At 37.6% G+C, this 12,838-nt stretch carries 12 protein-coding genes and 1 other annotated feature; of the genes, 3 read left to right on the top strand and 9 right to left on the bottom strand.

Annotation, left to right across the window (positions count from 1 at the left end; translation table 11 throughout):
• Positions 1-5: 5 nt before the first annotated feature.
• The 3 genes from AB3K24_RS00275 to AB3K24_RS00265 are packed head-to-tail and all read right to left on the bottom strand — an operon-like array spanning position 6 to position 3,539.
• Complete coding sequence (locus tag AB3K24_RS00275) at positions 6-518, bottom strand: PTS sugar transporter subunit IIA (RefSeq protein WP_367973068.1); 513 nt, start codon at positions 516-518, stop codon at positions 6-8.
• Between the two features lie 53 nt (positions 519-571).
• On the bottom strand, positions 572-2,074 hold the full coding sequence (locus AB3K24_RS00270; RefSeq protein ID WP_367973066.1) for a sucrose-6-phosphate hydrolase: 1,503 nt from the start codon (positions 2,072-2,074) through the stop codon (positions 572-574).
• Between the two features lie 19 nt (positions 2,075-2,093).
• Positions 2,094-3,539 (bottom strand): PTS transporter subunit EIIC, encoded by a 1,446-nt coding sequence (locus AB3K24_RS00265; RefSeq protein ID WP_367973064.1) that lies wholly within the window; start codon positions 3,537-3,539, stop codon positions 2,094-2,096.
• Positions 3,540-3,681: 142 nt separating this feature from the next.
• Here AB3K24_RS00265 and AB3K24_RS00260 point away from each other — a divergent pair, with 142 nt between their 5' ends.
• Entirely contained in the window at positions 3,682-4,512 is an 831-nt protein-coding gene (locus tag AB3K24_RS00260; RefSeq protein WP_367973062.1) for an AraC family transcriptional regulator, read from the top strand.
• Between the two features lie 223 nt (positions 4,513-4,735).
• Here the strand turns inward: AB3K24_RS00260 and AB3K24_RS00255 are convergent, their stop codons facing one another.
• The 6 genes from AB3K24_RS00255 to rbsR all read right to left on the bottom strand — a co-directional run bounded on the left by AB3K24_RS00255 (position 4,736) and on the right by rbsR (position 10,497).
• Positions 4,736-5,596, bottom strand: coding sequence for a MetQ/NlpA family ABC transporter substrate-binding protein (locus tag AB3K24_RS00255; RefSeq protein WP_367973060.1), 861 nt, complete (start codon positions 5,594-5,596; stop codon positions 4,736-4,738).
• A gap of 36 nt (positions 5,597-5,632) precedes the next feature.
• On the bottom strand, positions 5,633-6,409 hold the full coding sequence (locus AB3K24_RS00250) for an acetoin reductase (RefSeq protein ID WP_367973058.1): 777 nt from the start codon (positions 6,407-6,409) through the stop codon (positions 5,633-5,635).
• Between the two features lie 66 nt (positions 6,410-6,475).
• Positions 6,476-6,727, bottom strand: a binding site (T-box leader).
• A gap of 88 nt (positions 6,728-6,815) precedes the next feature.
• Positions 6,816-7,739 (bottom strand): DMT family transporter, encoded by a 924-nt coding sequence (locus AB3K24_RS00245; RefSeq protein ID WP_367973056.1) that lies wholly within the window; start codon positions 7,737-7,739, stop codon positions 6,816-6,818.
• Entirely contained in the window at positions 7,739-8,434 is a 696-nt protein-coding gene (rpiA, locus tag AB3K24_RS00240) for a ribose-5-phosphate isomerase RpiA (RefSeq protein ID WP_367973054.1), read from the bottom strand. The genes AB3K24_RS00245 and rpiA overlap by 1 nt, the downstream gene beginning before the upstream one ends.
• Positions 8,435-8,442: 8 nt before the next feature.
• On the bottom strand, positions 8,443-9,381 hold the full coding sequence (gene rbsK / locus AB3K24_RS00235; protein ID WP_367973052.1) for a ribokinase: 939 nt from the start codon (positions 9,379-9,381) through the stop codon (positions 8,443-8,445).
• A 120-nt stretch (positions 9,382-9,501) separates the two neighbouring features.
• A complete protein-coding gene (gene rbsR, locus AB3K24_RS00230; protein ID WP_367973050.1) occupies positions 9,502-10,497 on the bottom strand; it encodes a ribose utilization transcriptional repressor RbsR in 996 nt (331 codons plus the stop codon).
• Positions 10,498-10,652: 155 nt separating this feature from the next.
• On the opposite strand from rbsR, the gene AB3K24_RS00225 reads away from it, so the two are divergent.
• Positions 10,653-11,876, top strand: a complete 1,224-nt coding sequence (locus AB3K24_RS00225; protein WP_367973048.1) for a NupC/NupG family nucleoside CNT transporter — start codon at positions 10,653-10,655, stop codon at positions 11,874-11,876.
• Positions 11,877-11,905: 29 nt separating this feature from the next.
• Positions 11,906-12,838: a ribonucleoside hydrolase RihC gene (gene rihC / locus AB3K24_RS00220; protein WP_367973046.1), complete on the top strand. Its 933-nt coding sequence runs from the start codon at positions 11,906-11,908 to the stop codon at positions 12,836-12,838.

Below are 12,838 nucleotides of genomic sequence, written 5' to 3'. Positions count from 1 at the left end.
TATCATTATTGTTTCACTGTTACCGTGCCAACCTTTTCGCCAGCCTGATAACTACCATCATTAGTGGTTAACGTTTCTAATACGTCCATATTCGTAACAATAACCATTACGGTTGTTTCGTAACCAGCACCACTAATCTCCTCTAAATTCATTATCCCTAAATGTTGCCCTGCGCTGACAGTATCCCCAACTTTAATATTAATATTAAATGGACTACCACCCATATTAACAGTGTCTAAACCTAAATGTAATAATATATCAAGCCCATTAGCCATATGAATACCTATCGCATGCTTTGTACCAGCCACCATCGTCACCTCACCTGCGACTGGACTAACAATCAGTTGATCCTCAGTTGGTTGAATCGCAAAACCATCGCCCATAGCTTTCTCCGAAAAGACTGGATCATTAACTTTCTCTAGGCTCAAAAAATCACCTTGTATCGGACTGTATAAGTTATTATCTGTTAAGATTTCTTGAATTTGACTGTTTTCTTGTTTTTTAAAAAAACTAAACATAAACATTACCCCTTCTAAATTGATTCAGTATAGTTTTAAATAGCGTTTCATAATCATAGTGACCATTTTTTGCCAACAACTTTAGTAACACCATCTATTGCCTCAACAAAAACATTATCTTGTAATTCATCAGGAAAAATTCTTTCTGTAAACACTAATTCTCCCTGATTAACAAATATTTCAACCGAAGAGCGATCAATTAAAATATCTAATTGTACTAATTTTTCTATTGCCAAATGCCGTTTTCTGATATTTCCGTTTTCAACATTGAGCGTCACGCCTGAATGTGTACGATCAAGTATTATTTGTTGTGCACCACGATCTAAAGTCAAACATGTATATTTTTTCTTTGCACCATCGGCACATAAATAGATATTTACGCGTCCAGTATTTGCCATATCAACATCAATTTTTATTTCCTGTGTCACACCCTGACTGATCACCTGAGCAGAAGCGACATTAAGGTTAATGTTTTGTTCTGCATGACGCAATTCACTTATTTCACGAACTGGATTTTGAATTAGTCTGCCGTGATGAATTGTTAGTTCTCGCGGAAAAACTAACGCGCCAGCATAATGATACGCCTCTGTAGGGTAATGTAATTCTGATACGCCCATCCAAGCTGATAAAATTCGGCGACCATCTGGCGCCAAAGTGGTTTGAGAGGCATAAAAATCAAATCCTGCATCTAATTCTTGAAAATCGTCATGATCAAATGTCAATGTATCCAAATCTAACTTCGTCCCAATAAAACACCCTGTCTGATAAATATTTTGATACTTATCATTTTCTGTTTTAAGGCCCTGTGGTGAAATAATTAACACCCCTTGATCATCAATTTCAAAATAGTCTGGACATTCCCACATATAACCAAATTCATTGTATTTTGTTTTGATTTCACCTTTTAGTTGCCAATTTTGTAAATCTTTTGACTGATATATAATTGCTGCACCGGTTAGATTATCTCGCTGAATACCAAATATAGCATAATACTCCTGGTTTGATCGCCAAATTTTTGGATCACGAAAATGTGATGTATAGCCCATTGGCTGTCCACTTATAAACGGCTTGTTGATTTTTTTGATTTCACCCATTGATGTCATTTTTGCACCAATTTGATACGGCATACGTTGCCACTTGGCATTCCAAGTATTACCGGTATACATCAAAAACAACTCATCATCAACTGCTAACCCACTGCCTGAATAGGTGCCATGGCTATCCAATTGCGTATCACTTTCTATTCCTGGGCCTAAATCCCGCCAATGCACTAAATCTTTTGAGGTCATATGATACCAACCATGATGCCATATATGCGGATCTTTAGTAAAAGCAAGCGGTGTCCATTGATAAAATAAATGATATTCATTATTAAAATAGGTAAAGCCATTAGGATCGTTCAATACGCCAGAATGTGGTTCAATATGATATTTTTCTCGATAGGGGCTTTCAGAAGCTAAAAGCTCTTCTTGTCTGATGATATTAGGATCGACATCGATTAAATTAGTTACCATATTTTGAAACTGTATTTTTTTATTTTGCACTATTTTAGGCAATGTTATTCTCCTTTATTGATTACTTAGCAGCATGATGTTTTCTCACAAATTTTGCTACTAATAGTGTGACTATCAAGCCTGATACCATACCAATTAAATTGGCGATAAGATAATTGACGTAACCATTATTATTTGGCGAGGCAATGGCAATGCCAGGTAATCCTGTTGTACCAAAACTAATAGCAGTCAATTTAGTCATGTACACGTAAGCCGCCCCAATAGCACCACCAAAACAACCACCAATTAATGGATAACGATATTTAATATTAATACCGAATAATGCTGGTTCAGAAATACCAAACAGAATTGAGAAGAAAGATGATAAACCAATTTCTTTTGCCTTTGCATCATGCCTATTCAAAAACATATAAGCTAGAACACCCCCACCTTGTCCCATCAAAGCCACACTAAATAATGGATTCAAAAAATCAGTCCCTTTTGTTGCAATTAATTGTGCTTCCACCGCGCCAAACATATTATGCAAGCCTGTTATAACAATGAGTTGCTGAATACCACCAAAAATCATGTAACCTACAATGCCAAATGTTGTTGACATCCAAACAAGTGACTCCGTTACCAATGAAGATAAGCTCATACCAATTGGCCCTACGACCATAAACAAGATAAAACTTGCAACTAAAATCGTTAGCATAGGGGCCAAGACAAATTGAATAACGCCTGGTAAATGTTTTTGAAAATAATTGTCTATTTTAGCAATAATCCAACCCATTATGAGTGCCACAATAATTTGACCACCAAAACTATACAATGATAACTGCCATCCAAAAATGTCAGCAATAACAGCTTTTGAAGCGCCAGTGCTCACATCACTCAAAGACGGTAGGCTGGCAGACATCATAACAGCTCCCATGGCAAGCCCCATAACGGGGCGACCACCATAGCGTTTTGTCGCAGAATAAACAACCAATAATGGCAATAGCGCAAAAATACCACTAGAACCATAACTAACTATTGTACTAATACCTTTCAATCCTGGAATAGCAGTAACGATTGACTGGTTGCCTATAATCTTTTGTGTCATCAGGTTATTTAAGCCAATTAATATACCAGCCGCTAAAATGCCTGGTAGTATTTCAGTAAACACACCTGTTAAATCATCGATGAAATGTGATAACCAACTCACATTTTCTTTTTTATTTGTATCTGATGCTGTCTCATTTTTTTGTGCCTGTAGATCTGTAATACCCGTGTATGAAATAAATTCATCAGTCACCTCATCTACTAGCCCAGGCCCAATAATTAACTGCAATTGGTTTCTATTAATATTGACGCCTTTAACTAAATTCAGTTTATCCAATGCTTCCTTATCAACCTTATCTGTGTCCCTCAAGTTGATTCGCAAACGTGTCGCACAGTGAAATGCTTCAATAGCATTCTCTTTACCACCAATAGATTTTAAAACGTCATCAGAAAAGGCGTCATATTGTTGCTTTTTATCTACCATGATTATTTTCCTTTCAAACCTTATTGTATATGCTATAATGACAACTAATTACATCTTTATATTATTCTAATGTAAGCGCTTTTACAATGTCAAAATGTTGCATCTTGTTATCAAAAAGATGATCCGGAATAAGGTGACTAAAATGACCAATTTATACGTATTTAACAATTCTCTCAGTAATCCATATCTCTACTTGTCATCTGGTGGTATTGATCCAGCTAAACCCGACCATCATTATGGACCTGGTGCCCGTTCGGGATATATGATTCATTTGATATTGTCTGGAAAAGGTACTTTTATCAGTAATGGCAAAGTACATCATCTACAAGCTGGAAGCATGTTTTACTGTCAACCAGGCATTCTTGTCAATATGATTGCTGACCATGACGACCCTTGGACAACTATGTGGGTCCGCTTTACGGGAGAATATGTTACATTACTGATGGACACTGTTGCATTAACAGATGAAAATCCAGTATTTACAGTGAATCAAGCACCAATTGTCAAAGATGAAATTAAAAACATTTTAAAAATGTCACGTCTAGATCATACACAAGATTTAGATTATGCCTCACAGTTAATCAACCTAATCAACGCACTACGTACGACATTTAATAAAACTACGTCTACTCATTCGAATCCTCAAAAAATGTTAATCTTAAGAGCAACACAATATATTCGAAATAATTACGACACGCCAATAACAATCACGGATGTTGTTAATTATCTCGGTATTGATCGCACCTATTTATTTCGAATATTTAAAATTTACCTACAGGTCAACCCTAAATCCTATTTAACAACCACACGATTACGTGCTGCTAAAGACATGCTAATCAAGTCAGATACGTCAATCAAATTTATTGCATTGTCCTGTGGTTATACGAGTTATGTTCATTTCTCAAAAGCATTTCGAAAATACGTTGGCATGTCACCATCACAGTTTAAAATTATGCATGAAGCATCATCTTAAAATACCTAATTCATGCGATGATAAAATAAAAAATCTGCAAACACTTTAATAGTAGTTGATTAAAACAACCATCAAGGATCGGCAGATTTTTTGAAAGTGTTCAGTTATATTTTATAATCTTGGCAGCCAAAAACAACGTGAATCCTAATAAATAGGATTCACGTTGTTTTTTAATAGGTTATTTTATCAATAACATCTTTACTGACTACCGCATCATCATTAATTAATTAGATAAATAGCTAACTGGCTTTTTAACTTCAATTTTTGTGTTGTCAAACTTGCGACTAATATATTTTTGTGCCGCTTGACTATGATACAACTGGACTAATTGCTTGAATTGTTTATTATTTTTTTCCTTTGAGGCAGTTGCTAAAATATTAATATTATCTTTTGTTGACTGATTAATTTTTTCATAAAAAATAGTATCTTTTAAGACATTAAGCTTGCCTTCCAAAGCAATCGTGTTGCCGATTAAAGCAGCAGCGATGTCATCATCTTTAAACACGCGTGGGCCTGTCGTATCATCTATTTCTCTAAATTTTAGACGATGCGGGTTACTTTTAATCGCATTCACACCAGATAAACTACCAAAATTAGACTGTAACGTGATCAGTCCAGATTTTTCCAATAAACGCAAACCTCGTGCCGTGTTGGCAGCGTTATTCGCAATTGCAATTGTCGCGCCATCTGGTATATCCTTGATGGTTTTATATTTGTTCGAGTAAATACCCATGGGTTCAAGATATGTCGTCCCCAATACTGCCAATTGATTGTTTTTGTTACTTTTATTATAAGCATCATAGTAGGCATATGATTGGAAAGCATTGACATCTATCTTACCTTCTGCCGTGGCAGTGTTTAAAGACACCCCATCAGTAAAATTTTTAACGACAATGTTAATATTTTTCTTCTTTGTTTCCGGTAATTTAGCAATATATTGCCAAGTTTGAGCGTCAGACCCAATAGCCCCAACAATTATTTCTGATTTTGTGTTCGTACCTGCTGAACGTTGGTACGCAAATATGGCAACCCCAGCCACCACTATAATGGCTATCGCGGCAATGAGTAATTTTTTTCTAAGCATAATTATTCCCTTAAATTATATATCGTATGACCATTTTCAATGAAAACGCGTACCACCATCTATTAAAATTGATTGTCCTGTAATATATTTTGCGTCTGGTGATACTAAAAATGCCACCACATCCGCTACATCTTCTGGTAAAGCAGCCCGCCCGAGTGCAATCTCATCAATAACATTTTGTCTCTGTATCTCAGGCGTTATCCCTTTAATTTTGGCAGTCTGGCGATCAATGTCGTCACGCAGTGGTGTCAAGACAATACCTGGATCATAAGCATTAACAGTAATGTTATCTATAGCAAGTTCTTTCGCTGCCGATTGTCCAAGTCCTCTAATGGCAAATTTCGAAGCAGAATAGGCACCTTGTAATGCTGAACCTTCAACTGCCGCCAAGGAAGCAGCGTTCACAATTCTACCGCCATCCCCTTGTTTTTGAAACTGGGTTGCGGCAGCTTGTATCCCCCAAAATGTCCCTTTAATATTGACATCAAACAATCGTTCAACTTTTTCAGGCTCACTATCGACTATTTTATCAATAAAAGCAATGCCTGCATTGTTCACAAAAACGTCTAAACGACCGAAATCCCGCACAACTTGATCCACTAAATCAAAAACAGCCGCCCTATCAGCAACATCGCGTACATAATGTTTTGCACGATTAGGTGACGTCGCGTTAATATCATCCGCAACAAATTTTGCTGTTGCTGGGTCAATGTCCGCAATTGCCACATCATAGTTATCTTTAATCAACCGTTTTGCAATGGCTTGACCAATGCCACGCCCACTACCAGTTATAATCGCCACTTTATTAGCCATTTCTATCTCCCATTTCTATTATTAAACATCATGACAACAAAAAACCGCAACTTCGACAAAGCAAAGTTGCGGGACGAATTAGATCGTGGTACCACCCGGTTTCCGCATCAAATCACTATGATGCGCTTACTAAGTACGGCATGAAAACGCGATACTCTGACACGTTAACGGGTGTAACCGAATGACATTAACAAACGCTATGCTCACATCATTTTAACTCCAAGACCATTTTCCGAATTATCATGATACTAATTTTCACCAATCATTAGCTCTCTATACAATCAATTTAATAAGTACTTATCTTTTCAATGTTATATAATAAAATGATTATATAACGATTAATTTAAAATGTCAAATGATTAATTTAAGCCACAAAAAAAGATTATCTTTGATAATCTTTTTTGTGTTATAACATTTTAATCATCATAATACCAAGTAACATGGTTATGATACCTATAATTTGATAACGCGAAATATTAACACGAACTGACTGAAATAAGCCAAATTGTTGTACCAAAACAGCGCCAACCATCACGCCTAATGTTGATATACTAACGGTTAATCCTGGACCGAGTGGTAGAATGAGCATTGACATAAACGTGACAAACAATGCACCAGTAGTACCGGCTAACCAAGCAGGCACTAACTTAATCCCTGTCCAAAGGTTACGCAAACTGTTTTGTTTCAGGCAAGCTAATACCACAAAACCAATGAAAAATACCCAAAATGCACTCACTGTTGAACTGCCAACATCGTTGGCCAGCTGACCGTTAAAAATAGATTGTACCGTACACAAAACACCGGCGACAAACGCCCAAATGCGATTTAATGGTTGTGCTGATTTTTTAATTGGTATAGGTGCTATTAATGCTTGTTTAGAAACTTTAGTAGGCATCACTATGGCAACATAAATCCCAACTAAAAGAATAAACAAACCACCAACACGTGACAGTGATAGATTGATGATTGGTAAACTAAACCAACCAACTGTTTCAAAAAGCATCCCCGATAAAATCTGTCCCAATGTTGGCAACATGACAGTTTCCACGGCACCAATCTTTGGAAAAAGCATTATGCAACTCATCACGAAAACAAGGCCGAACAAGCCACCTGTCAACGGCCAAATTGGGACTGAAAAAAGGTGTTGAATTTTCTGAAAATCGCCAATCATGATTGTCATGCAAAACAAAATGATGGTACCAACAGTATAAGCTACAAAGCAAGCAATAATTGGTGATTTGAGCAATGCACTTAATTGCGCATTGAGCGCGGTTTCAGCTGCGAGTATTAAACCCGTAACTACCGCCAGACCAATATATATCAGGTACATTACTTTATTCCCATCTGATTTTGTTGACGTTCTTGTATTTGAATTGTTTCACCACCTACAATCACCCGATCACAAATATTTAAAAATAAACCGTGCTCAACAACACCAACTTGGCTTTCAAAATACTCAGCTAATGCATATGGATTATTGATTGTCGTCATATGACAATCAATAATATAATGACCTGCGTCAGTGATAATAGGTTGATTATCTACTTGACTACGACGTAACTTAGGAAACAATCCCTTATCAGCAAATTGTCGTAGTAATTGACCACTACCGTACGGAATCACCTCAACAGGTAAGGGAAATGCGCCTAATGTGTCATGTACTTTACTATTGTCAACTATCCAGATATTTTCTCTTGAATTTTTAGCAACAATTTTTTCCATTAATAATGCCGCACCGCCACCTTTAATACCATTAAGATAAGTATCAACTTCATCTGCCCCATCGATTGTCACATCAATATGATCAACTTCATCTATATCAACTATGGGAATTTTAAGTGTCGCACAACGCTCACTGGTTACTTTAGAAGTTGTCACACCAATAATACGGCGATCAGATTTTGCTAAAGCATCCAGGAAATAAGCGACAGTTGAACCCGTTCCTAACCCAACAACCATATCTGATTGAATATATTTAATGGCCGCTTTTGCTGCTTGTTTTTTTTGCAAATCTTTTGTGTTCATATCGGGCCTCATTTCGCTATGCTGGCATTTTGTAGGCCGGCATCAACTTCTGCTTTTTTCGGGATTGACACAATGGCCCCCGAACGACTAACTGTTAAGGAACTAGCAAAGCAACTACGGGTAATAATCGCTGGTAAATCGTTCATGCGCTGCGAAATATTAGCGGCAATTGTCCCGATAAATGTATCACCTGCCGCAGTTGTATCAACCGCCTTAACCTTAAAAATTGGTAATTGGCCTGTTTCACCATTGACGTTGTAATAAACGCCATCACCACCAAGGGTGACAATGGTATGCGACATACCCAACTGTTTCAATTTGTCTGTCAACTCATCTAATGCTTCTATATCAGTTGTTGGTGCCACATGCGCTAAAGCCGCCGCCTCAGTCTCGTTTGGGATCACTAAATCTGTGTTTACCATAATTTTAGTACTCAAATGCGAAGTGATAGGCGCTGGATTTAGAATTGTAAGTGCGCCAAATTCACGAGCAATCTCAAAGCCTTTAGTCACTGCATCAATTGGCACCTCTAGTTGAGCGACAACGACGTCGGCCGCAGCAATCACATCATGAGACTGCACAATATCTGAGGCATTTAAGCTCATATTGGCGCCACCAAAAACCATAATCGTATTATGTCCATCTGCTTCCAGCATAATGGTAGCCGATCCAGTTGGCTGCTTTTTAGTAAAAATGTAATCTGTTGTAATACCTTCATCTGTTAATAATTGTTTAAATGCACGACCGCGATCATCATCACCAACCGCACCAATGAAGGTCACATCCGCACCTTGACGGGCAGCAGCAACCGCTTGATTTGCACCTTTACCACCAAAGTTACTTGCCTGATTGTTAATGCTAATCGTCTCCCCTTGTTTGGGTAAGCGATCAATCATTTGAATTGTATCTATATTGAGACTGCCAATAATCACAACTTTATTTTTCATGTCAAAAAACTCCTTATATAAAATGCCGGTTAAACGTTTTACTAATAAGGGTCAATATTTATTCTACGTCGCCATTGAAAAAAAGTCAAGAAAAAAACAGCTTCAAATATGAAGCTGTTTTTATTGTTTAATTGGTCCAGTGGACTCTCGCACAACTAATTTAACATCAAAAAAAGCAGTTTGAAAAGGTAGATTCGGGTGGTCTAAACGTCTTAATATCATGTTCAAAGCCGCCTTGCCAATCTCTAAAACTGGTTGTGTCACTGTGGTTAACGTTGGTATCATAAATTCAGCATAGTCCGTATCATCATAGCCTACAATTGATATATCTGCTGGCACATTTATATTTTGATAAGCCAACCCACGTAATACACCTATCGCCATTTCATCATTTAAGACGAAAGCAGCCGTTGCACCACTTTGAATTAATTGATGAACTGCAGCTAATCCACCATGTTTAGATAGTGTTGCGGTTATAATAGTAGTAGGTGATAAATTAGCCGTTGATAACGTATCCAAAAATCCGGCGCGGCGCTGTCTCATATTATCAGTTAATTTATTCGGTAAAATTAACGCAATTTTTCGATGACCTAATGATAACAGATGACTAGCAACCAAGCTACCACCAGTAAACTCGTTTGTTTGAACCATGTCTTGCGCATTAATATCAGCATTTTGATCAAGTACAAGGTATGGAATGTGTCTTTTTTTCAAAAATTCATTCACTTCTGCACGATTTGGTATCGGCTTACCAAAAATAAGCGCCTGTGCGCCACGTTCAACTAACGCATAAATCGTGCTTTGTAAGTTATCATCTGTTGACCCCAGGAAAACGAGATTCACATTGGTGGGTGCATTATCTTGCATACTTTGTATAATATCTGCGAAAAATGGCATACGAAAAGATGGTACAATAATACCAATTAAACGATTATGCGTCCCCTTTAGGTTTCGCGCAGCACTGTTTGGTACATACCCCAAATCATCACGTGCCTGTAATACCTTTTCTATGGTATTTTTTGAGAATCGTTGCCCTTTATTGTTTAAAATTTGAGAAACTGCTGCAATAGACACATTTGCTTTTTTAGCAACATCTTTAATTGAAGTTTTGCGCATAAACTCTATCCCTTGTCGTAATGGTATACTTTAATATATCTATTGTACCTTAAAAAGTAATCTGGAAGCGCTTCCATTTTTAAATAAAATGTGTTACACTGTTTTTGGTTAAACGTTTTACTCACTATATTTTCTGTTCAAGAGAGGAATACATTATGTTTTTATTTGCTAACGTGCTTGGCATATTTGTCTTCATTGCCATCGCTGTTTTGTTTTCACGAGATAGGAAGCAAATCCAATGGCGATCTGTCGGTATCGTCCTAGCCATCGAATTGGCATTAGCCTGGTTTTTCACACAGTTCAAGGCCGGACAAGTTGCGGTTCAAGGTGCTGCTGATGGCTTTAACTGGTTAGTTTCTGTCGCATCACAAGGTATTGCTTTTGCTTTACCTGAGTGGTTAACATCAAACAACGGCGGCCCTAATTTCGTGACATCCGCCTTGCTACCTATTTTACTTGTCGTGCCATTATTTGATATTTTAACTTATATTGGTGTCCTACCTTGGTTAATCAAGTGGATTGGTAAAGCACTAACCTTTGTCACCGGTCAACCAAAATTTGAAGCATTTTTCTCTATTGAGATGATGTTTCTCGGTAACACTGAAGTTTTAGCTGTTTCTAAATCACAACTAGATCACATGTCAGCAAGCCGTAACTTCACATTGGCTATGATGTCAATGAGCTGTGTCACTTCAGCCATTATCGGTGCCTATACCCAAATGGTGCCAGGAAAATATGTTTTGACAGCTATCCCACTTAATATCTTGGGTGCCATTATCGTTACTTCCATCTTAAATCCTAACAAAGTTGCCCCCGAAGATGATATCATTGTTAACATTAATGAAAAAGGTGCCAAAAAAGAGCCTTTCTTCTCATTCTTAGGTGACTCAATTCTGGGTGCTGGTAAGTTAATTTTGATCATCACTGCAACTGTTATTGCCTTTGTTTCTTTAGCAGCCCTCATCAACCAACTATTTAGCTTAACTGGCTTGCATTGGCTAACACTTGAAAATATCTTTGGTGTTATTATGTTCCCATTTGCTTGGTTGCTTGGTTTCAACGTGCACGATGCTTTCCAACTCGCACAATTCATGGGCACAAAATTAGTGACCAACGAATTCGTTGTCATGGGTGAAGTATCAAAGTCAATCATGGCTGGTAAAGGCCTCTTTGCAAACGAACATGCACGTATTGTCTTAACTGTCTTCTTAACAAGTTTTGCCAACTTCGGTACCATTGGTATGATTATTGGTGCCTTCAAGGGATTGGTTAATAAAGAAAAGAACGATTACATTAGTTCACGCGTACCATACATGTTATTATCAGGTATTCTAGTGTCATTATTGTCAGCAGCAACTGCCGGATTGTTCGTGTGGTAAGCAATAAAGCAATTTAGAAAGGTATGAAAATGACACCTATTATTTTAGATATGGATCCAGGCATTGATGATGCAGTCGCCTTGTCAATTGCACTAACTAACCCAGAACTTGATATTAAATTACTCACAAGTGTTGCTGGTAATGTTTCCGTTGATAAGACGACAACTAATCTTTTAAAACTCACAACATTTTTTAAGCAAACACAAGTCCCTGTAGCACGTGGCGCCGCTGCCCCATTAAAAAAAGCATTCGTTGATGCCTCATATATTCATGGCGTGTCAGGCATGCCAGGCTATGAGTTTCCAACTGTTACAACGCAAGCTTTAACCACTGATGCAGTCAGTGCCATGGCCAAAGTATTGTCAGAAGCACCTGAACCAATGACAATTGTTGCTACGGGTTCTTATACGAATATCGCCTTATTAATTCAAAAGCATCCAGAAGTAATCAGCCAAATCAAAAATTTTGTTTTGATGGGTGGCTCATTATCTGGTGGTAATGTCTCATCAGTAGCTGAATTTAACATTTTTACAGATCCTGATGCTGCTGCTGTTGTCTTTAAAAGTGGTGTGCCAATTGTTATGATTGGTCTTGATGTCACACTAAAAGCACTATTATCCCTAGAAACTATTGACGCCGTTGCTGGTCTCGGTGAAGCAGGTAATATGCTGCATAAATTAATGACTGCTTATGGTGATAGCGAACCAGGTGGTAAACCTATGCACGATGTCAATACCATATGTTACTTACTCAACCCAGAATTTTACACAACAAAAGATTATTGGGTTGATGTTATTACTGACGGTCCAGCATCTGGTGCAACAATTGCAGACACACAAAATCGATGGTCTAATGGCAAAATCAATGCAAAAGTTGCCGTTGACATTGATGCGCAAGCATTTGAAAAATGGTTCATTGCACAAATACCAGCCATGAACCAATATTGTGAAGGAGCGGTTTAA

Origin of the sequence: Leuconostoc aquikimchii, assembly GCF_040838325.1 — a bacterium.
Lineage (GTDB): Bacteria > Bacillota > Bacilli > Lactobacillales > Lactobacillaceae > Leuconostoc > Leuconostoc aquikimchii.
The sequence above is the reverse complement of the archived record's forward strand: the minus strand, read 5'-3'. Positions and strand labels throughout refer to the sequence as shown.